The 20851-nt window shown below is 64.0% G+C and carries 18 protein-coding genes; 8 read left to right on the forward strand and 10 right to left on the reverse strand.

Annotated elements, in window-relative coordinates:
- Nucleotides 1–7: 7 nt before the first annotated feature.
- From ABI582_RS20620 to ABI582_RS20640, 5 genes are all read right to left on the reverse strand, one after another.
- A complete protein-coding gene (locus ABI582_RS20620) occupies nucleotides 8–1255 on the reverse strand; it encodes an NAD(P)/FAD-dependent oxidoreductase (RefSeq protein ID WP_442120131.1) in 1248 nt (415 codons plus the stop codon).
- 2 nt (nucleotides 1256–1257) lie between these two features.
- Nucleotides 1258–2835 (reverse strand): aldehyde dehydrogenase (NADP(+)), encoded by a 1578-nt coding sequence (locus tag ABI582_RS20625; protein ID WP_442120132.1) that lies wholly within the window; start codon nucleotides 2833–2835, stop codon nucleotides 1258–1260.
- Nucleotides 2836–3020: 185 nt separating this feature from the next.
- Complete coding sequence (locus tag ABI582_RS20630) at nucleotides 3021–3968, reverse strand: dihydrodipicolinate synthase family protein (protein WP_442120133.1); 948 nt, start codon at nucleotides 3966–3968, stop codon at nucleotides 3021–3023.
- 44 nt (nucleotides 3969–4012) lie between these two features.
- Nucleotides 4013–4939 (reverse strand): 4-hydroxyproline epimerase, encoded by a 927-nt coding sequence (locus tag ABI582_RS20635; protein ID WP_138737197.1) that lies wholly within the window; start codon nucleotides 4937–4939, stop codon nucleotides 4013–4015.
- 23 nt (nucleotides 4940–4962) lie between these two features.
- On the reverse strand, nucleotides 4963–6576 hold the full coding sequence (locus ABI582_RS20640) for an APC family permease (RefSeq protein WP_442120134.1): 1614 nt from the start codon (nucleotides 6574–6576) through the stop codon (nucleotides 4963–4965).
- A gap of 368 nt (nucleotides 6577–6944) precedes the next feature.
- On the opposite strand from ABI582_RS20640, the gene ABI582_RS20645 reads away from it, so the two are divergent.
- Nucleotides 6945–7727: a helix-turn-helix domain-containing protein gene (locus ABI582_RS20645; RefSeq protein WP_442120135.1), complete on the forward strand. Its 783-nt coding sequence runs from the start codon at nucleotides 6945–6947 to the stop codon at nucleotides 7725–7727.
- On the opposite strand, the gene ABI582_RS20650 is transcribed toward ABI582_RS20645, so the two are convergent.
- Nucleotides 7715–8602: a LysR family transcriptional regulator gene (locus tag ABI582_RS20650; RefSeq protein ID WP_442120136.1), complete on the reverse strand. Its 888-nt coding sequence runs from the start codon at nucleotides 8600–8602 to the stop codon at nucleotides 7715–7717. The two genes, ABI582_RS20645 and ABI582_RS20650, sit on opposite strands and share 13 nt — an antisense overlap.
- A gap of 140 nt (nucleotides 8603–8742) precedes the next feature.
- Between ABI582_RS20650 and moaB the strand changes: the two genes are divergently transcribed.
- Nucleotides 8743–9282, forward strand: coding sequence for a molybdenum cofactor biosynthesis protein B (gene moaB / locus ABI582_RS20655; protein WP_043204243.1), 540 nt, complete (start codon nucleotides 8743–8745; stop codon nucleotides 9280–9282).
- A 130-nt stretch (nucleotides 9283–9412) separates the two neighbouring features.
- Here the strand turns inward: moaB and ABI582_RS20660 are convergent, their stop codons facing one another.
- Nucleotides 9413–10312: a bestrophin family protein gene (locus ABI582_RS20660; protein WP_368976420.1), complete on the reverse strand. Its 900-nt coding sequence runs from the start codon at nucleotides 10310–10312 to the stop codon at nucleotides 9413–9415.
- A 20-nt stretch (nucleotides 10313–10332) separates the two neighbouring features.
- Entirely contained in the window at nucleotides 10333–11337 is a 1005-nt protein-coding gene (gene moaA / locus ABI582_RS20665; RefSeq protein WP_081238205.1) for a GTP 3',8-cyclase MoaA, read from the reverse strand.
- Between the two features lie 492 nt (nucleotides 11338–11829).
- Between moaA and ABI582_RS20670 the strand changes: the two genes are divergently transcribed.
- Nucleotides 11830–14160: an FdhF/YdeP family oxidoreductase gene (locus tag ABI582_RS20670; RefSeq protein WP_442120137.1), complete on the forward strand. Its 2331-nt coding sequence runs from the start codon at nucleotides 11830–11832 to the stop codon at nucleotides 14158–14160.
- A gap of 109 nt (nucleotides 14161–14269) precedes the next feature.
- Here the strand turns inward: ABI582_RS20670 and ABI582_RS20675 are convergent, their stop codons facing one another.
- Nucleotides 14270–14728, reverse strand: coding sequence for an Lrp/AsnC family transcriptional regulator (locus tag ABI582_RS20675; RefSeq protein WP_264360388.1), 459 nt, complete (start codon nucleotides 14726–14728; stop codon nucleotides 14270–14272).
- A gap of 92 nt (nucleotides 14729–14820) precedes the next feature.
- Here ABI582_RS20675 and ABI582_RS20680 point away from each other — a divergent pair, with 92 nt between their 5' ends.
- Nucleotides 14821–16002 (forward strand): trans-sulfuration enzyme family protein, encoded by a 1182-nt coding sequence (locus tag ABI582_RS20680; RefSeq protein WP_442120138.1) that lies wholly within the window; start codon nucleotides 14821–14823, stop codon nucleotides 16000–16002.
- A gap of 123 nt (nucleotides 16003–16125) precedes the next feature.
- Here ABI582_RS20680 and ABI582_RS20685 read toward each other — a convergent pair whose 3' ends face one another.
- Nucleotides 16126–16362: a YdcH family protein gene (locus ABI582_RS20685; RefSeq protein WP_442120139.1), complete on the reverse strand. Its 237-nt coding sequence runs from the start codon at nucleotides 16360–16362 to the stop codon at nucleotides 16126–16128.
- A gap of 252 nt (nucleotides 16363–16614) precedes the next feature.
- Between ABI582_RS20685 and ABI582_RS20690 the strand changes: the two genes are divergently transcribed.
- The 4 genes from ABI582_RS20690 to ABI582_RS20705 all read left to right on the forward strand — a co-directional run bounded on the left by ABI582_RS20690 (nucleotide 16615) and on the right by ABI582_RS20705 (nucleotide 20837).
- On the forward strand, nucleotides 16615–18252 hold the full coding sequence (locus tag ABI582_RS20690; protein ID WP_442120140.1) for a phosphoethanolamine transferase: 1638 nt from the start codon (nucleotides 16615–16617) through the stop codon (nucleotides 18250–18252).
- Between the two features lie 226 nt (nucleotides 18253–18478).
- Nucleotides 18479–19612: a ribonuclease D gene (gene rnd / locus ABI582_RS20695; protein ID WP_338744904.1), complete on the forward strand. Its 1134-nt coding sequence runs from the start codon at nucleotides 18479–18481 to the stop codon at nucleotides 19610–19612.
- Nucleotides 19609–19902 carry a YcgL domain-containing protein gene (locus ABI582_RS20700; RefSeq protein WP_258911564.1) on the forward strand — a complete coding sequence of 98 codons (294 nt, stop codon included), beginning with the start codon at nucleotides 19609–19611 and terminating at the stop codon, nucleotides 19900–19902. The genes rnd and ABI582_RS20700 overlap by 4 nt, the downstream gene beginning before the upstream one ends.
- A gap of 2 nt (nucleotides 19903–19904) precedes the next feature.
- Complete coding sequence (locus ABI582_RS20705) at nucleotides 19905–20837, forward strand: D-2-hydroxyacid dehydrogenase (RefSeq protein WP_442120141.1); 933 nt, start codon at nucleotides 19905–19907, stop codon at nucleotides 20835–20837.
- Nucleotides 20838–20851 lie beyond the last annotated feature (14 nt).

Raw genomic sequence — 20851 nt, forward strand, 5'->3', positions numbered from 1 at the left:
CCCGAATCTAGAACCGATCCAACCGGTAGGTTCCCACCTCTGGCCCCGCGGCCCGCTCAGCCAACCGCCCCACCCATTCCGCCGTCACCGCCGCCTGGGTCAACCCCAGGTGCTGATGCCCAAACGCCAACAGCACCCGCCCATCACACACCCGGTCGATCACCGGCAACGAGTCCGGTAACGAAGGCCGGAAACCCATCCACGGCGTCGCCCCTTCGACGCTCAAGTCTTGCCGGAACAACCCCTGGCTCAACCGGTGCAACTGCCACGCCCGCTGCATGCTCGGCGGTGCCTCCAGCCCGGCGAACTCCACCGTGCCGGCCAGGCGCAAGCCTTCGGCCATGGGCGTCATGATGAACTTGCGCTCCAGCGAGGTGACTGCAAACGGCAGGCGCTGGTGCTCACCCGGCAACATCAGGTGATAACCGCGCTCAGTGTCCAGCGGTACCCGCTTGCCCGTCAGCGCGGCGGTCAATTTCGCAGAATGGGCACCACAGCTGATCAGCACCTGGCGGGCATTGAGCGTGCCCTGGTCGCTGGCCAGGCTAACGCCGGCACTGTGCAACTGCCCGCCATCGACCTGCGCCTGAACAAAGCGCACGCCGCTGGCCTTGGCCGCTTCGAACAATTCGCACACTACCCGGTAAGGGTCGATGAAGTGCCCGGTGCGCGGAAAGAACAGCCCGCCCAGCAGTGTCGGGCTCAGTTGCGGCGCTGCCTCGCGCACGGTGTCGGCCGACCAGACGTCCACCGGCACCGCCTGCTGTTGCATGCGGGTGCGCAACGCCTCCAGCGCCTGGCGTGACTCAGGCTTCTCGAACACCAGCAACGAACCATCCTCCTGGAACAGTTCGCTGCGCCCAATCGAGCCCAGCAGCCGCTGCCAGGCACCCAGGCTGGCCTCGTTCAGCGTGCGGATGCCGGCCACACTGCGCTGGAACGGGGCCGGGCGCAGGTTGAGCAGCAGGCGGGTGAACCAGGGCATGGCCGTGGGCAGGTATTTCCAGTCCAGGCGCAGCGGGCCCATCGGGTCCAGCAACATGCGCGGCAAGCGCTTGAGGATCGACAGGTCGGCAATCGGGAACACCTGCTCGGTGGCCAGGTGCCCGGCGTTGCCATAGGACGCCCCATGGCCGGGTGCCTGGCGGTCGACCAAAAGCACCCGGCGGCCCTGGCGGGCCAGTTGCAGGGCACAGGCAACGCCGACAATGCCGGCGCCCACCACGGCGATATCGGCTTCAGGGTTTTCGACCATGCTCAGCCTTCCCGTTTGCCGTCGAGCAGGCGCCGCAGTTGCAGCGGGTTGCCATGCTGCAAGGCCTGCGGCAGAAGGGCATTGGGGAAGTCCTGGTAGCACACCGGCCGCAGGAAGCGCAGGATCGCCGCCGTGCCCACCGAAGTCGTACGGGCATCGGAGGTGGCCGGGAACGGCCCGCCATGGACCATGGCATCGCACACCTCGACGCCGGTCGGCCAGCCATTGACCAGAATGCGCCCAGCCTTGCGTTCAAGGGTCGGCAGCAGCGCACGGGCGCGGTCGATGTCGGCATCGTCCAGTTGCAGGGTCGCGGTCAACTGGCCTTCCAGGTGCTCAGCCACTTGGCGTACCTGTTCATCGCTGGCGCACACCACCACCAGCGAGGCCGCGCCGAACACTTCAGCTTGCAACGCCGGGTCGGCGAGGAAGGCTTCGGCTTGGGTGACGAACAATTGCGCCTGGCATTGGTTGGGGCCTTGCCCTGCCTGGCCGCTGGCCGCAGCCTGGGCATTGGCGTTTCCTGCCAAGCCACTGACACCGGCCTGGTAAGCACTGAAGATGCCCGGGGTGAGCATGGTTTGCGCAGCGGCCTGGCGAACGTGCTCGCTGGCAGCGTCGATAAACCGCTGTAACGCCGGCCCTTGGGGGGCAATCACCAGGCCGGGGTTGGTGCAGAACTGGCCGGCACCTTGGGTCAACGAGGCGACGAAACCTTGCGCCAGCGCTTCCGCGCGGGCCTGCAGGGCTGCCTCGAACAGGAACACCGGGTTGATCGAGCTCATTTCGGCGTACACCGGGATCGGCTCCGGGCGTGCCTGGGCCGCCTGGCACAGCGCGATACCACCACTGCGTGAGCCGGTAAAGCCAACGGCCTTGATGCGTGGGTCGCTGACCAGCGCAATGCCGACCTCACGGCCGGAGCCGTACAACAGCGAGAATACGCCGGCCGGCAAGCCGCACAGCTTCACCGCTTGCGCCACCGCCTGGCCGACCAGTTCGCTGGTGCCAGGGTGGGCGCTGTGGGCCTTGACCACTACTGGGCAGCCAGCCGCCAATGCCGATGCGGTATCGCCACCGGCCACCGAGAAGGCCAGCGGGAAATTGCTGGCGCCGAACACGGCTACCGGCCCCAGGGCCACCTGGCGCTGGCGCAGGTCGGCGCGCGGCAAGGGCTGGCGTTCTGGCTGGGCGTTGTCGACCCGCACATCCAGCCATTCACCGGCCCGCACTACCCGGGCGAAGGTGCGTAGCTGGGTACAGGTGCGGCCACGCTCGCCCTGGATACGCGCCTTGGGCAGGCCGCTTTCGGCCACGGCGCGGTCGATCAGGGCATCGCCCAGTGCTTCGATCTGGGTGGCGATGGTTTCGAGGAATTGTGCCCGTTGTTCGAGCGTGGTTTCGCGGTAGCCATCGAACGCCGCCCAGGCCAGGGCGCAGGCTTGGGCCACGTGTTCGCCGGTGCCGCCCAGGTAGGCCGGTTCCAGCGGCCGGCCGGTGGCCGGGTCGATGCCGCGGATGGCTTCGCGGCTGCCGGTTACCGGCGTCTGGCCGATCAGCATGTTGCCGGTGAGGGTCATGTAGCCTCCTTGTGAATCAAATTCGGGTATCAAGGTGAACCGCAACCCTTGTAGGAGCGGCCTTGTGCCGCGAAGGGCTGCAAAGCAGCCCCAGCAATTTGTGCATCTGCGTGGAAACCCCGGGGCTGCTTTGCAGCCCTTTCGCGGCACAAGGCCGCTCCTACAAGGGCCAAGCAGGGCAAGGGTCAGGCGATGTTCTGTTCGGCCGACCAGCTGGCGTACCAGTTGCGGAACAACGCGTACTGCTGCTCGGCATAGTTGCGCTGGGCGTCGGTCAGCACGTCGGTTTCGTTGAAGTGCAGGCTGTACTCGCTATCGCCGTTCAGCACCATCAGGTGCTTGTAGTACAGCACCAGGTCGCAGCCCTCATCGAACGACGACAGCACCGCCAGCGCCGCTTCCAGCTCGCGCGCCAGGCGGCGGGCCTTGGCATCGCCCTTGGCCGCCTGCTTGCTCAGGCTTACCAGGTGCAGCACCTCACGGGGCAGGGCGTTGCCGATGCCGGTGATGGCGCCGGTGGCGTTGCAGTTGACGAAGCCATGCACCACCTGGGTGTCCACGCCCACCATCAGGGTCACGTCGTCATCCTTGGAGGTAATGTGTTCGGCGGCGTAACGCAGGTCGGCGCCACCACCGAATTCCTTGAAGCCGATCAGGTTGGGGAATTCGCGGCGCAGTTCGAAGAACAGGTCGGCGCGGGTGGCGAAGCCGTAATAGGGGCTGTTGTAGATCACCGCTGGCAGCTTGGGCGCGGCGGCGAGGATGGCCGAGAAGTGGTGCTTCTGGGCGATCAGCGAAGCGCCGCGGCTGAGCACGCGGGGGATGACCATCAGGCCGGCGGCGCCGACCTTGGCCGCGTGGGCGGCATGCGCTACCGCTTCACGGGTGTTCACCGCGCCAGTGCCGACAATGGTCGGGATGCCGGCGGCCACCAGGCGCGCCACACCTTCCTGGCGCTCGGCCTCGGTCAGCAGTGGCCAGTCGCCCATCGAACCGCAGTACACCACGGCGCTCATGCCAGCCTCGATCAGCTGGTGGCCCTTGCGCACCAGCGCGTCGAAGTCCGGCTTGCGTTCCGCAGTGCACGGGGTCATCAGGGCGGGCATGGTGCCGGTGAAGATGTTGTTGGTCATTGTTGTTACTCCTGGCGAAATTGGGTTTGCGAAAAAGCCGGGGCTCAGATGCCCCAGGCGAACGGATCCTGTTCGTCGATCAGCAGGGTGCTGTCGGCGGTCATGTAGGCGCGGCCGGTGATGAACGGGCGAATGTGCTCGCCGTCGCGCTCATAGCGGCCATGGAACTGGCTGCCGGTGATGCTGGCCTGTACCCAGGTCTGGCCTTCGGCAAGCTTGCCGTCGGCGGCCAGGCAGGCCAGCTTGGCGCTGGTGCCGGTGCCGCACGGGGAGCGGTCGTACGCCTTGCCGGGGCACATCACGAAGTTGCGGCTGTCGGCGTTGGCGTCGTCGGCAAACAGCTCGACGTGGTCGATAGGCGCGCCGTTTTCGCCTGTGATGCCCTGGGTTTCGAGGGCCTTTAGCATGGCCCAGGTGTACTCGGTCAGCGCCTCACGGTTGCCCAGCTCGATACGCTGGCCGTGCTCGGAAACCAGGAAGAACCAGTTGCCGCCCCAGGCGATGTCGCCACGCACCACGCCATGGCCGGGTACATCCACCGCCACCTGCTGGCGGTAGCGGTAGGAGGGCACGTTGCCGACGGTGATGGCGCCGTCTTCATGCAGGGTGGCGCTGACCTGGCCGACCGGGGTGTCGATCTTGTGCACACCCGGTGCGATCAGGCCCAAGTGCTGCAACGAGGCGACCAGGCCGATGGTGCCGTGGCCGCACATGTTCAGGTAGCCGGCGTTGTTGAAGAAGATCACCCCGCAGGTGGCGTCAGCCGACACCGGTGGGCAATACAGCGCGCCGACCAGCACATCGTTGCCGCGTGGCTCCAGCAGGCAGGCACGCCGCCATGGGTCGTGCAGCTCGCGCAGTTCGTCGCGCTGTTCGGCCATGCTGCGGCCGTGCAGTTGCGGGAAGCCCTTCATCACCAGGCGGGTTGGTTCGCCGCCAGTGTGGGAGTCGATGACGTGTATCTGTTTCATGGGCTTGTCCCTTGCGTAAAAGATCAGGAAGCGACGGCGGCAGGGCGGCTGGCATAGGTTTCAGCGGCGGCTTCGCTTTCGTCTTCACCTTCCAGGCGCACCAGGTGGGCAGGCACGCCAGTCGCGGCGCCCCAGTAGTAGATGCCCAGCGCGCAGGCGGCCACGGCCACGGTGTCGAGCGGGTGGCCGATTACCCCCAGGCCACCGAAGCTGCCCAGCCACGACAGCAGGATGGTCACCGCGTAGAAGCCGATCAGCCACGCCGACGAGCGCACTTGTTGGGCCAGCGACAGGTGCTGGGTGGGTACGAAACGGCTGCACAGCAGGTACAGCACGAACATCACGATTTGCAGGGCCAGCAGCCACGACACGGTGTTCCAGCCCGACCAGTACACGATCAGCGCGGCGATGATGAACGACAGCGGGCCGAGCACGGCCATGCCCTTGACCCGGAACGGGCGCGGCATGTGGGGTGCATTGCGGCGCAGGGCGGCGACGGTGACCGGGGCTACGGCGTAGCTCAGTACCAGGGCAGCCGATACCACGTTGATCAGCGCTTCCCACGAGGGGAACGGCAGGGTCCAGAACACCGACAGGCCAAACGTCAGCCACAGGGCCGGGCGCGGGATGCCGGACTCTGCATCGATGCGGGTGAAGTACTTGAAGAAGGTGCCAGTCTGCGCCCAACCATAGATCACCCGCGGGGTGGCGTTCATGTAGATGTTGCCGCAGCCGCTGGGCGAGATCACGGCGTCGGCCACCACCAGGTAGGCCAGCCAGCCCACACCCAGGGCCAGGGCGATGTCACGGTAGGGCAGGGCCAGTTCCTTGGTCACGCTGGTCCAGCCGTTGGCCAGCATTTCGGTCGGCACGCTGCCGAGGAAGGCCAGTTGCAACAGGGCGTAAATCGCTGTGGACAGCAATACCGAAAGAATCAGCGCAATCGGGATGGTGCGCTGTGGGTTCTTCACCTCGCTGGCCACCGAAATGATCGGCGTCAGGCCCAGGTAGGCGAAGATGATGCCGCCTGCCGACACGGCCATTTCCACCCCGGACAGGCCGAACGGGGCAAAGCCGTGGACCTCGAAGTTTTCTGGTTTGAAGAAGGTGAACAGCACGCCGATTACCAGCAGCGGCACGATGAACTTGAACACGCTGACCAGGTTGTTGGCTTTGGCGAAGGTTTTCACGCTGCGGTAGTTGAGGAAGAAGAACAGCCCCAGCAGGGCGAACTGCACCAGCCAGCCGAGCACGGTCGGGTCGCTGGAGCCGGCCTTGGTCAGCCCGGGGAACCAGGCGGCGGCGTATTGGCGTGAGGCGACCACTTCGATGGCGATCAGGCTGGAAAAGGCGATCAGGGTGATGAAACCCATCAGGTAGCCGAGCAGTGGGCCGTGCGAGTAAACCGGGTAGCGCACCACGCCACCGGCGCGGGGCAGGGCGGCGCCCAGCTCGCAGTAGACGATGCCCAGCAGCAGTACGGCGAACCCGCCAAGGAACCAGGAGAGGATGCCGGCCGGGCCGGCGATGGCCGACACGTGGCTGGCGGCGAACAGCCAACCGGAGCCGAAAATGGCCCCTAGGCCGATGAAGGTGAGGTCCAGCAGTGATAACTGTTTTTTGAATTTGCCTGACATGGGTTCGCCTTTTTGTTGGTTATTGGATAGGCAGGTCTGATGTCACGAGATGCGGCTTTTTGGGCCGCGCTCTTGTAGGACTTGGGCGGCTTGCGTGGGGCATAGAGTGAACCGGTCGTGGCGACGGTTCTTGATGGTTTTCTGCAGGGGGGATGACGAAATCGGCACAGTTGCAAAAAAAACTGGCGGCCAGGGTGGGCTGGTGGATAGGCTGTAGGCCATACCGGATAAGGGTTTGAGAGATGCAGTGGCAGTGCTGGCCCCTTCGCAGCACAAGGCTGCTCCTACAAGGACCGCATGGCTATCAAGACCTGTAGGAGCAGCCTTGCGCTGCGAAGAGGCCGGCCCAGCAAACCGAGATAGAGAAGATGACCAACACCCCCCTGGCAACCCTCTACCAGTCCCTCGACCAGCACCGCCCCGCCACCCTCGAGGCCCTGCTCGCCGGTGTATCGCTGCTGCTGCCGATCCTCGACGCCATCCCCAACGCCGCCATCTTCATCAAGGACCCGGCCGCCCGCTACGTGCTGGCCAACAACACCCTGGTCCAGCGCTGCGGCCTCAAGCGCCTGCAACCGCTGCTGGGCAAGACCAGCGCCGAAGTGTTCCCGGCACAGCTGGGCCCCGGCTACACCGAACAGGACCGCCGGGTGCTCAAGGAGGGGATGGTACTGGAGGACCAACTGGAGCTGCACCTGTACGGCAGCCTCGAACCCGGCTGGTGCCTGACCCACAAGCGCCCGCTGTACAATCAGGCGGGCGAGATCATCGGCCTGGTCGGCATTTCGGTCGACCTGCAGTCAGCCGCCGACAGCCACCCCGCCTATCAACGCCTGGCCGCGGTGGACGAGCACATTCGCCAGCACTTTCACCAGCCGATCAGCATGGGCGAGCTCACCCGCATTGCCGGTATTTCCGTGGCCCAGCTGGAGCGCTACTGCAAGCGGGTGTTCCACCTCACGCCCCGGCAGATGATCCACAAGGCACGCCTGGAGCACGCCCATCGCCTGTTGCATTCGGACCTGCCGATCACGGAAGTGGCGATGTGCTGCGGCTACACCGACCACAGCGCCTTCAGCCGCCAGTTCAAGCAACTGACCGGCTTTACCCCGCGTCAGTATCGCCAGGCAACCAGCGCTCAGGTGGCTTGAAACAGTGCTCGCGCCTCGGCGAAGCACTGTTCGGCAATCGCCGAGCGCGGCTCGCTGCGGCGCAACAGCAGGCCGACCTGGCTGTGGATGGCGGCGTCGGCCACCGGCACGATGCGCAGGTGCTCGCTGAGGTCTTCCAGGCCGCAGTCCAGCGGCATGATCGCGCAGCACATGCCGGTGTTGATAGCCTGGATCAGCTGGAAGGTCGAGTCGCTTTCCAGCACCGCATTCGGCTCCAGGCCACGGCTGCGGAAGCTCAGGTCCAGCGATTGGCGGTAGTGCATGCCTTTGCTCAGCAGGCCCAGTGGTATGTCGCTGAGTGCATCCCAGCGCAGCGGGTCGCCGGCAAACTGGAAGTGCCGGGTGTCGTGCAGCAGGCCCATGGTGGTGGTGCCCAGTTCGATCACTTCGAAAAAGCTGGTGTTGACCTGGTCCAGGTAGCAGATACCCAGGTCGAGCTGGTTGCGGCTGAGCCCGTCGATGACTTGTTCCGAGCTCAGCGAGCTGAGCTGAAAGTGCAGTTCGGGGTATTCTTCGCGCAGCGGCAGCAGCAGGTGCATGGGGTTGAAGCTGGCCAGCGGCACCGTACCCAGGCGCAGGCTGCCGACCACCTGGCCGCGGCAGCTGGCGGCCTCGGCCTGCAGGCCGTCGTGGGCGGCGAGCAGGGTGCGGGCCCAGGCCAGGATGCGCTCGCCGGCCTCGGTGAAACCTTCGAAGCGCTGGCCGCGCTTGACCAGCACCAGCTCCAGTTCGTCCTCCAGGTTGCGCAGGCGCATGGACAGCGTCGGCTGGGTGATATGGCACAGCGCCGCCGCCTGGCCGAAGTGGCGGGTCTGGTCGAGGGCGATGAGGAACTTGAGCTGCTTGATGTCCATGAAAGTGCCTGGCGTCTGGTTATGCAGACCTTAACCCACGTCTGCGATAGATGTCATTGATCGCCCGGTACGCCATATTGATTGGACGCCCTCGGGCCGTGCCTCTAGCGTGGCGACAATGCCATTCAAGGAGCTTTACCGTGCGCGTCCAACCCGATGCAGTCTTCGTACCGCTGAACATCGCCGTGCTGACCGTCAGCGACACCCGTACCTACGACAACGATACCTCCGGCGAGCTGCTGGCCAGCCGTTCGGTAGAAATCGGCCACCGGCTGGTGGCGCGGGCGCTGCTCAAGGACGACCTGTACAAGATCCGCGCCCAGGTGGCGACCTGGATTGCCGATGAGCAGGTGCAGGTGGTGTTGATTACTGGCGGTACCGGCTTTACCGGGCGAGACAGCACGCCGGAGGCAGTCGAGTGCCTGCTGGACAAGCGCATCGACGGTTTTGGTGAGCTGTTCCGGGCGTTGTCGATTCTGGATATCGGCACCTCGACCGTGCAGAGCCGGGCCTTGGCCGGGTTGTCCAACCGCACGTTGGTGTGCTGCCTGCCTGGCTCTACCGGGGCCTGTCGTACGGCATGGGAAGGGATTCTAGCCGAGCAGCTGGATGCCCGGCACCGGCCGTGCAACTTCGTCAAACACCTGTTGCCGATCGAGGCCTGCGCAAGCCGGGGCTGAACTGGGTCCTGTACCGGCCCTTTCGCGGGTAAACCCGCTCCCACAGGATCGCCACTGCCTTTGGACTTTGTGCAGTCCCTGTGGGAGCGGGTTTACCCGCGAAAGGGCCAGCACAGGACGGCGCATTTGCTCAGCTCAGCACATACCCCACCGGCAACAACGCTGGCGGCAACTGCTGTTCCCCCAACCCCGCCAGCACATCGCGCTCCACAGTCCGCACCATGGCATCGGTCGGCAAATCGTTTTCATCACGCCCGAACGGGTCTTCCAGCTCGTTGCCAATCGCATCCAGCCCGAAGAACGTGTACCCCACGATGGTGGTGAACAGCGGCGCCAGCCAGCCCAGCGGCTCGGCCAGGGCAAACGGCAGCAGAATGCAGAAGATGTAGATGGTGCGGTGCAGCAGCAGCGTATAGGGGAACGGCAAGGGTGTACCCTTGATCCGCTCACAGGTGGCCTGCACTTCGGTCAGCCCCACCAGCCGCTGCTCCAGCAGGCTGTAGCGCCAATCGCTGATCTGCTGCTGCGCGGCCAAGCGCGAACAGTGCTCGCCCATTTCACGCAGGATGCCGTCACACACATTGTGTGGGCTGATCGCATCGGGCCGGGCCAACCACGGTCTGGCAGCTACCCGTTCGTCCTCGTTACGCAACCGTGCATTAAGCGCATGAGCGAAGCCACACAGGCTGCGCAGCAGGTCGCCACGCAGTTTTTCATCTGTAATGACCACGCTTTCACGAACGAACGAGCGGGTTTCGATGATCAGCTTGCCCCAGGCCTTGCGGCCCTCCCACCAGCGGTCATAGCAGGCGTTGTTGCGAAAGCTCATGAAGATCGACAGCGACAGGCCAAGCAAGGTGAACGGCGTGGCACTCACCGGGTAGAAAAACGCCGGGTAATGGCGCTCGACCAGCACGATCAATGCTGCCAGCAAGGTCACCATCAGGCAGCGCAGGGCAATGCGCTTGACGATCGAACCCTTGAGGGTGAACAGCACGCGCAGCACATCGGGGGTTGGGTGGACGATCATGGATTTCCAGAGACGGCCGCTTAGCCGCCGGTCATGTTCATGAAGCGCAGGATCTGCACGTCGCCACCGACTTCGAAGTGATGGCGGTAGGGCTTGAGGTGCAGCGAATCGCGGATGGCCTTTTCCAGGCGTTCGGCATTGCCAGGGTGCGCGCGCAGCACATGCTTCAGGTCCACCGAATGTTCATTGCCCAGGCACAGCAGCAGGCGGCCTTCGACCGTCAGGCGCACGCGGTTGCAGGTGGCGCAGAAATTGTGGCTGTGCGGCGATATGAAGCCGACCCGGGTGTTCGCGGTTTCGGCCAGGCGCCAGTAGCGGGCCGGGCCCTGTGAGGATTCGGTGGATTCGATCAGGGTGAACTGCGCGGCAAGGCGCTCACGTACTTCATCACTGGAGCAGAACGACTCGCCGCGTTCGTGCTCGCTGATCACCCCTAGCGGCATTTCTTCGATGAAGGTGATGTCCAGTTCGCGATCGATGGCAAAGCGCACCAGGTCGACCAGTTCATGATCGTTGCGGCCCTTGAGCACCACGCAGTTGAGCTTGGTGCGCTTGAAGCCGGCCTTGCGTGCGGCGTCGATACCGGCGATGACCTGATGCAGGTCGCCGGTGCGGGTCAGCTGCTTGAAACGGTCGGCGTCCAGGCTGTCGAGGCTGATGTTCAGGCGCGTCACGCCGGCATCGAACAGCGGCTGGGCCAGGCGCCCGAGTTGTGAGCCGTTGCTGGTCATGCACAGTTCGCGCAAGCCGGGCAGGGCGGCAATGCGCCCGCACAACTCGACGATGCCCTGGCGTACCAGTGGCTCGCCGCCGGTCAGGCGGATCTTGCGGGTGCCCAGGGCGACGAAGCGCTCGGCCACCTGGAACAGTTCTTCGAGGCTGAGGATTTGCTGGCGCGGCAAAAACTGCATGTCTTCTGCCATGCAGTACACGCAACGGAAGTCACAGCGGTCGGTGACCGACATCCGCAGGTAGTCGATTTTCCGGTTGAAGCCGTCAATCAGGGCCCGGCTGTTCTGTTCCACGTTCGCGCTCGAATGGGTTGGGACACATCTCCAAGCTATAACCTGGCCGCAGGGGCGTCAAATTGCTTTGTCCGACTGCTTGATCGACGGCATCTATCACTTGACTTGGCATCTTCAGCGTCTGTGAGATCGAGCGCCGCCCGCGCGGCGCATCGCGAGCTGCGCTCGCTCCTACGTTTGTTTGGGCCAGTTATTCCTGGGGGAGTTGCGCGCGAACGCTTTGGCGCATGGCTCGGTATCGCGTCGTACGAACAAGGCGGTCGCGCGCGCCTGTCACAGGCGTTACTGGCCCGAAACAAACGTAGGAGCGAGCGCAGCTCGCGATGCGCCGCGCGGGCGGCGCTCGATCTCACTGGCGCTGAAGATGGCACGGCAAGCACCTGGAAACCCATGATCGACACCGCTTATCACACCGTAAGATCTTTCGATTGGACGCCCCTGCCTCACGCTCAATAGGCTGGAAAAAAGCATCGAAGCGTGAGGATTCATCGCATGAGCCAGGACGAACACATCAGGGACTACAAAGGCGCCGCCGCCGGTTGGGGGGCGCTCAAGAGCGTCACCAAAAGCTGGCTGGGCAGCGAAAATGCCTTCAAGAACCTGCGGGCCATGCTCAAGACCAACCAGAACGGCGGCTTCGACTGCCCCGGCTGTGCCTGGGGCGAGTCGCCGGAAAGCGATATGGTCAAGTTCTGCGAAAACGGCGCCAAGGCGGTTAACTGGGAAGCCACCGGCCGCTCGGTCGACCCGGCCTTCTTCGCCAAATACAGTGTCAGCGCGCTGAAGGACCAGACCGACTACTGGCTCGAATACCAGGGCCGCCTCACGCACCCGATGCGTTACGACGCTGCCACCGATCACTATGTCGAAACCACCTGGCAGGAGGCCTTCGAGCTGGTCGCCACGCACCTGCGTGCGCTGCAGTCGCCCGATGAGGCCGAGTTCTACACCTCGGGCCGGGCCAGCAACGAGGCGGCGTTCCTCTACCAGCTGTTCGTGCGCGCTTACGGCACCAACAACTTCCCCGATTGCTCGAACATGTGCCACGAAGCCAGCGGCGCAGGCCTGTCGGAAACCCTCGGGGTGGGCAAGGGCACTGTCGTGTTCCACGACCTGGAGCTGGCCGACGCCATCTTCGTCATCGGCCAGAACCCCGGCACCAACCACCCGCGCATGCTCGAACCGCTGCGTGAGGCGGTCAAGCGCGGGGCCCAGGTGGTGTGCTTCAACCCACTGAAAGAGCGTGGCCTGGAGCGCTTCCAGCACCCGCAGCACCCGTTCGAAATGCTCAGCAACGGCTCCGAGCCGACGTCCAGTGCCTACTTCCGCCCGGCCTTGGGCGGTGACATGGCGGCCATGCGTGGCATCGCCAAGTTCCTCTTGCAGTGGGAGCGCGAAGCCCAGGCCAAGGGCGAGCCGGCGGTGTTCGACCATGCTTTCATCGCCGAGCACACCAGCGGCGTCGATGGCTACCTGGCGGCGGTGGACGCCACCTCCTGGGCGCACATCGTCAAACAGTCGGGCCTGACCCTGGCCGAGATCGAGCTGGCAGCACGCATGTACCGCAAGGCCGAGCGGGTGATCATGTGCTGGGCCATGGGTGTCACCCAGCACCGCCATTCGGTGCCGACCGTGCAGGAAATCGTCAACCTGCAGCTGCTGCGCGGCAACGTCGGCAAGCCCGGTGCCGGCCTGTCGCCGGTGCGCGGCCACAGCAACGTGCAGGGCGACCGCACCATGGGCATCGACGAGAAGCCCAAGGCGGCGCTGCTCGATGCCATCGAAAAACGCTTCCAGTTCCGCGTGCCGCGGGCCCATGGGCACAACGCGGTGCTGGCGATCAAGGCCATGGAAGAGGGCCGGGCCAAGGTGTTCATCGCCCTGGGCGGCAACTTCGCCCAAGCCACCCCGGACACCCCGCGCACCCACGCGGCGCTGCTGAACTGCGCGTTGACCGTGCAGATTTCCACCAAGCTCAACCGCTCGCACCTGGTGACCGGCCGCGATGCGCTGATCTTGCCGTGCCTGGGCCGTACCGAAATCGACCTGCAGGCCGAAGGGCCGCAAGGCGTGACCGTGGAGGACACCTTCAGCATGGTGCACATCTCCAACGGCCAGTTGCGCCCGCGTTCGCCGCACATGCGCTCGGAGCCGTGGATCGTCGCCGGCATGGCCAAGGCCACGCTGGGCAATCAGCCGATCGACTGGGAGTATGCGGTGGCCGACTACAACCGCATTCGTGACATGATCGCCGACGTGATCCCGGGTTTCACCGGCTTCAACCAACGCCTGCATAGCCCAGGCGGTTTCCACCTGGGCAACAATGCCGCCGATCGCAGCTTCCGCACGGCCACAGGCAAGGCCCGCTTCATGCCCCACGCACTGCCGGAAGAGTTGATCAACGCCAAGGTACTGGCACGGGGTGACAAGCCCGACCTGATCCTGCAGACGCTGCGCTCGCATGACCAGTACAACACCACCCTGTATGGCCTGGATGACCGCTACCGCGGGGTGTTCGGCCTGCGTGAAGTGGTGTTCGTCAACGAGGCCGACATCCGCCGCCTGGGCTTCGAGCCGGGTGAGCAGGTGGACTTGGTGTCGCTGTGGGAGGATGGCGTAGAGCGGCGGGTGTCGGGGTTCCGCCTGGTGGCGTATGACGTGCCTGAGGGGCAGGCGGCGGCGTATTACCCGGAGACCAACCCACTGGTGCCGCTGGAAAGTTATGGCGAGGGGACCTACACCCCGACCTCGAAGTTTGTAGCGATCAAGGTCGAGAAAGCCAAGGCGGGGAACCGCATTGCGGCGGTGTTGGCTTCGGATTGATCGGTTGCCTGAGCTGGCCCATTCGCGGCACAAGGCCGCTCCTACAGGTGATCGCATTCCCCTGTAGGAGCGGCCTTGTGCCGCGAATGGGCTGCAAAGCAGCCCTTGATCACCGATGCACCGGGTAGGCCGTGGTGTATTTCATCTGCTCCATGGCAAAACTGGAGGTAATGTTCGACAGCCCATCGGTACGGGTAATCAGCTTTTTGTAGAACCGGTCATACGCCGCAATATCCCCCACCACCACCCGCAGCATGTAATCCCAGTCCCCCGACATGCGGTAAAACTCCATCACTTCCTCGAACCCGGTCACAGTCGCGGCAAACTGCTCCAGCCAGGCGCTGTCATGGCGCTGGGTCTTGAGCTGGACGAATACTGTCAGCCCCAGCCCCAGCCGTTCGGGGTCCAGCAGGGCGACACGGCCGAGTATGTAGCCTTCTTCTTCCAGGCGCTTGACCCGCTTCCAGCACGGCGTGGTGGACAGGTTGACGGCCTCGGCCAGGTCTTTGAGCGAGAGCGAGGCATCGCGCTGAAGCAGGGTAAGAATGTGCTGGTCGAAACTGTCCATATCGCGCGCGGGCCGTGTAGAAAAATTTTTCACAGATTACCCCAAGGCCAGACGATTTGGGTTGTGCGATAGTTGCAGCCTTCACTCTGCCAATGGGCCTGACCATGTCCGACAAGCCGCGCAATTTCGCCACCCGTACCATTCACGCCGGCGAGCAGTTCAGCGTCGCCGAAAACGCCATTTTCCCGGCCATCGTCACCGCCAGCTCGTTCACCAAGCGCAGCCTGGACGACAAGCCGGAGTACTCCTACAGCCGGGTCGGCAACCCCACCCGGCATGCCTACGAAACCTGTGTCGCCGCCCTGGAAGAAGGCGTGGGCGCGGTGGCCTGTGCCTCGGGGGTGAATGCCACTGCGACGGTGCTGGAGCTGCTACCCAAGGATGCCCACGTGGTGGTGATGAACGGCGTGTACGGCGGCACCTTCCGCATTATGGAGGACTACCGCAGCCGCACTTCGGGCCTGACCACCACCTATGTCGACCTCAACGACCTTGAGGCTGTGGCCGCCGCCATCAAGCCGGAAACCCAGCTGATCTGGATCGAGTCGCCGACCAACCCGTTGCTGCACCTGGTCGACATCAAGGCCGTGTGCGACCTGGCCAAGGCGCGGGGTATTCTCACCTGCATCGACAACACCTTCTGCTCACCGTGGAACCAGCGCCCGATCACCCTGGGCGTAGACCTGGTGATGCACTCGGCCAGCAAGTACATTGGCGGCCATTCCGACCTGACCGGTGGCGTGGTGGTGGCGGCCAATGATGCGCTGCTGGCGCGCCTGCGCCGCATCAGCATGGCGATTGGCGCGGTGCAGGGGCCGTTCGACTGCTACCTCGCCCTGCGCGGCCTGAAAACCCTGGATGTGCGCATGGAACGCCAATGCAGCAACGCCCTGCAGGTGGCACGCTTCCTCGAAGGGCATGCGCAGATCGAGCAGGTGTATTACCCAGGCCTGGAAAGCCACCCCCAGCATGACCTGTGCAAACGCCAGATGCGCAGTGGCGGGGCGGTGGTGGCGATGAAGGTCAAGGGTGATCGGGCCGCGCTCAACCGCCTGGTGGAGGCGTTGCAGATTTTTGTGCTGGCTGACTCGCTGGGCGGGGTGGAGAGCATGATCAACCACTCGTGGACCATGTCGCACTGCTCGCTGAGCCCGGAGCAGAAAGGCGTGATGGGGATCAGCGAGAACCTGCTGCGGCTGTCGATGGGGATCGAGGATTACCGCGACCTGATTGAGGACCTGGATGGTGCACTGAAAGCGCTGGCTGCAGCGTAAGGGCTGCTGGCCTCTTCGCGGGCTCGCCCGCTCCCACAGGTACTCCACAGGTCTTGAGGGCTGTGACGACCCTGTGGGAGCGGGCGAGCCCGCGAAGAGGCCAGCAGGTTTGATGAATTTTTGTCAGGATTTCGGCGGATGGATGATCCGTTCGATCTTGTCCTTGATCAGCAACCGTTCCTTGCGCAGCCGGGTGACGGCGTCGTCGTTGGTACCGTTGCCTTCGGCGGCGACCACCTCCTTGTCCTTGGCGTTGTACTCCTTGTGCAGCGCGTGCAGCGTCTGGTCTTTGTCTATGAGCGCCTGGAATGCATCAGCGGTAACGTGCAGGTCAGCGAGCAGATCATGCGGAACTGGCATTTCTTCACCTCTGTCAGGGTTGTCGGTAAGGTCCTGACCTCTGAGGATAGCCGCGTTTGCGCAGGCTTGTGATAGCGGCCTGGCTGAATGGCAGCTGAATGGCTTTCACGTAATTGATAAACGACGAAGCTTCACGAAATTGTTACCGTCTTTTTCACAAAAAATTGATGACGCGCTTTCTAGAGTTCGCCCAACTTTCCCACGGTGCCATCCGGCCTGGGGGTTGATAATCACTCTTGATTGCGAACGCTGATGCTCAACTTCAAATCCCTGCGGACTGAATGGGTCACGCTGCTGGCCAGCCTTTACCTGCTGATTGGCTTGAACATGTTCCTGTGGGAGCACTTGCAAGAGGTGGTGCCCGCCGGCCTGTCGGGGCTGTGGCTGAGCCTGGCGTTTGCGGTGCTCATGTTGTTCGCCTTCAACCTCATCCTCACCTTGCTTGCCTTCCGTTATGTATTGAAGCCAGTACTTATCGTGTTGTTCATGAGTGGCGCGGGTGTGGCTTACTTCATGAACCAATACGGTGTACTTATTGATGCCGGTATGTTCCGCAACATGGCTGAGACCAATGTTGCAGAAGTGCGCGACCTGATGTCATTGAAGTTTGCCGCCTATATTCTGCTGCTGGGTGTATTGCCCTCGGTACTGTTGTGGAAGGCGCAGATCGCCTATCGCCCCTGGCACCGCGAGCTGCTGGGCAAATTGGTGGTCAGTGGGGCCTGTGTCGTGGCCCTGGGCTCGGTTGCGCTGGTCAATTACCAAGGTTTGTCGTCGCTGTTTCGCAACCACCACGAACTGCGCCTGATGCTGACACCGAGCAATATCGTCGGGGCCTCCATTGGGTATGTCAGCGAGCGTGTCGGTACTGCCTCGCGCCCGTTCCAGCATTATGGCGAAGATGCCAGGCGTGATGCCGCCTGGCAAAAGCATGAGCGCAAGTCGCTGACAGTGCTGGTGGTTGGTGAAAGTGCCCGGGCAGACCATTTTGGTGTGCTGGGCTATGACCGCGATACCACGCCGAACCTGGCCAAGGAACAGGGCCTGCTGGCGTTTTCCGACGTGCACTCGTGCGGTACGGAAACAGCAGTCTCGGTGCCGTGCATGTTCTCGGGCATGAAGCGCAAGGATTACGACGCCCGCGTGGCGAAGAACCGCGAAGGGCTGCTGGACATCCTTCAGCGTGCCGGCCTGGCCGTGCAATGGCGTGACAACCAGTCAGGCTGCAAGGGTACCTGCGACCGCGTGCAGTTCATCGATGTCAGCAACCTCAAAGACCCCCAGCTGTGCGCCAATGGCGAATGCCATGACCAGATCCTGCTGCAAGGCCTGGATGAGCTGATCGACAACCTCGACAAGGATACCGTGCTGGTGCTGCACCAGATGGGCAGCCACGGCCCGGAATACTTCAAGCGTTACCCCAGTGGCGGCGAGCGCTTCACCCCGGTGTGCCAGAGCAACGCGCTTAACCAGTGCAGCGAGCAGGAGATCATCAACGGCTACGACAACACCCTGGTCTATACCGACAAGGTGCTGGCGTCGCTGATCGACACCTTGCGCAGCAAGCAGGACAAGGTCGACACGGCCATGATCTACCTGTCCGACCATGGCGAGTCGCTGGGCGAGTACAACCTGTTCCTGCATGGCACGCCTTACGCCATCGCCCCTGAGCAGCAAAAGCATGTGCCGCTGCTGACCTGGTTCTCCGACAGCTACAAGGAAGACTTTGGCCTCGACACCGACTGCCTGGCCAAGCTCAGCGATGCCCCGCTGTCGCAGGACAACCTGTTCCATTCCATGCTCGGCCTGTTGCAGGTGCACACCGAGCTCTACCAGCAGTCGCTGGACATGTTCGCCAGCTGCCGGCCTTGGCTGGCGGCCAAGCGCTGAATGCATGGCTGTACCTCCCCCTGTAGGAGCAGCCTTGTGCTGCGAAGAGGCCGGTACAGCCAGCCCATTAGCAGAATGCCTGCACCGGCCCTTTCGCAGCACAAGGCTGCTCCTACAAAAAAAGGGCCGGTTTGCAGCGCCGTTTATCTACTCCAGGGATGGCGCAGGTTTCACCAGCAGTGCCCGCGCCGTATATACTGCGCGCCAATGTTAGTGGGAGAGCCTCGTGGCCATCGAAATTCACTGGATCCGTGACGACCAGAGCCTGGCCGAACACTGCCGCGACTGGCACCAACTGCCCTTCGTCGCCGTCGACACCGAATTCATGCGGGTCGACACCTTTTACCCGAAAGCCGGGCTGATTCAGATCGGTGACGGCCAGCGGGCCTTCCTGATCGACCCGCTGCTGATCGGCAACTGGCAACCCTTGGCCGACCTGCTGGAAGACAGCGGTGTGGTCAAGGTGCTGCACGCCTGCAGCGAAGACCTGGAAGTGCTGCTGCGCCTGACCGACAAGCTGCCGCAGCCGCTGTTCGACACCCAGCTGGCTGCCGGGTACCTGAACCTGGGCTTCTCCATGGGCTATTCGCGCCTGGTGCAAGAGGTGCTGGGTATCGAACTGCCCAAGGGCGAGACCCGCTCCGACTGGCTGCAGCGCCCGCTCTCGGAAACCCAGGTCAGCTACGCTGCCGAGGATGCCGTGCACCTGGCCGAGCTGTTCACCGCGCTGCGCCCGCGCTTGTCCGACGACAAGTACGCCTGGGTTCTGGAAGACGGTGCCGAGCTGGTGGCCGCCTTGCGCCGTGAAGTCGAGCCCGAAAGCCTGTACCGCGACGTCAAGCTGGCCTGGAAGCTGGCCCCCCAGCAACTGGCGGTGCTGCGCGAACTGTGCGCCTGGCGCGAGCGCGAAGCGCGCAACCGCGATGTGCCGCGTAACCGCATCCTCAAGGAGCACTCGCTGTGGCCCATGGCCAAGAGCCAGCCGAACAACCTGTCGGCGCTGGCCAAGATCGACGAGATGCACCCGCGCACCATTCGTCAGGACGGTGAGTTCCTCATCCAGCTGATCAAGCGCGCTGGCAGCCTGCCTGCCGAGCAATGGCCAGCGCCGGTGCCCGAACCGCTGCCGATCGAGGCCGCCGGCGTGCTCAAGCAGCTGCGTGCCATCGGCCAGGCCGAAGGCGAGCGCCTGGGCATTGCCCCCGAGCTGATGCTGCGCAAGAAAGCCCTGGAAGCGCTGCTCAAGAGCGGCTACCCCAATGGCCCTTATCAACTGCCCGATTCGCTGCGCGGCTGGCGCCGTGAGCGCATGGGCCAGGCCCTGCTGGACAACCTGGCAGGTGCCGGAGAGACCCGATGAAACGCATTTGCTCTATATACAAGAGCCCCCGCAAGAACGAAATGTACCTGTACGTGCTCAAGGCGGACGGCCTGGAGCGCGTGCCTGAAGGCCTGCTGCCGGCCTTCGGCACCCCCATCCACGCGTTTGACCTGGTGCTCAGCCCCGAGCGCAAGCTGGCGCGCGAGGACATCACCAAGGTGCTGGAAAACCTCGAAAACCAGGGCTACCACCTGCAGATGCCGCCGCTGGAAGATGAGTACATCGAGCACCTGCCCGAAGAGCTGCTGCGCCGTAACGACCCGGTCTGACCATGCGTGTACTGATTGCTGAGCATGACCATGCTCGATACGCCGGGCTTTTGCGTGAAGCAGCGCCTGAAGTGGAAATCCTCACCAGTGGTGACTCCGCCGAACTGGCGCAGCAGGCAGCGCAGTGCACGGTGTGGCTGGGCCAGCCGGACCTGCTGGCAAGCTTGCTGCGCCAGGGCCTCAAGCCGCAGTGGATGCAATCGACGTGGGCCGGTATCACGCCGTTGCTGGCCGACGGCCTGCCGCGTGACTATCGCCTGACCCGTGCGGTGGGCATTTTCGGCCAGGTGATGGCCGAGTACATGCTGACCTACATGCTTGGCCATGAGCGCGAGGTGCTGTCGCGCCTGGTCAGCCAGGTCGAGCGGCGCTGGGATGACCGCCCGGGGTGCACGCTGGAAGGGCGCAAGGTGCTGATTGTCGGCACCGGCGACATTGGCCAGCGTGTGGCCGAGTTCCTGCAACCGTTTGGTGTGGTGCTGTACGGTGTGGCCAGCACCGCCCGGGAACAGGCACCGTTCGTCGAGGTGGCGGCCCTGGCCGACTTGCCGCGCATGGTTGGCCAGGTCGACTACGTGATCAACCTGCTGCCGGACACCCCGGCTACCCATGACCTGTATGACGCGGCGCTGTTCAAGTGCTTCCTGCCCACGGCGTTGTTCATCAATGCCGGGCGTGGCGTGGCGGTGGTCGATGCCGACCTGGTCGAGGCGCTGAAGGAAGGCCATCTGGCCGGTGCGGTGATCGATGTCTGCCGGCAGGAACCGTTGCCCAGGCAGCACCCGTTCTGGACCGCGTGGGGGCTGTTGCTGACCGGGCACAGCTCGGCACCCACCTCGCCGACGGCGATGGTGAGGTTGTTTGTCGAGAACGTGCGGGCTTATGAAGCGGGGCAGGGGTTGCGTGGGGAAGTGGACTTCGCCCGGGGCTACTGATTGATGTTGCCTGT

Source organism: Pseudomonas sp. SAS7 (genome assembly GCF_052112345.1).
GTDB classification, from domain to species: Bacteria; Pseudomonadota; Gammaproteobacteria; order Pseudomonadales; family Pseudomonadaceae; genus Aquipseudomonas; species Aquipseudomonas putida_Q.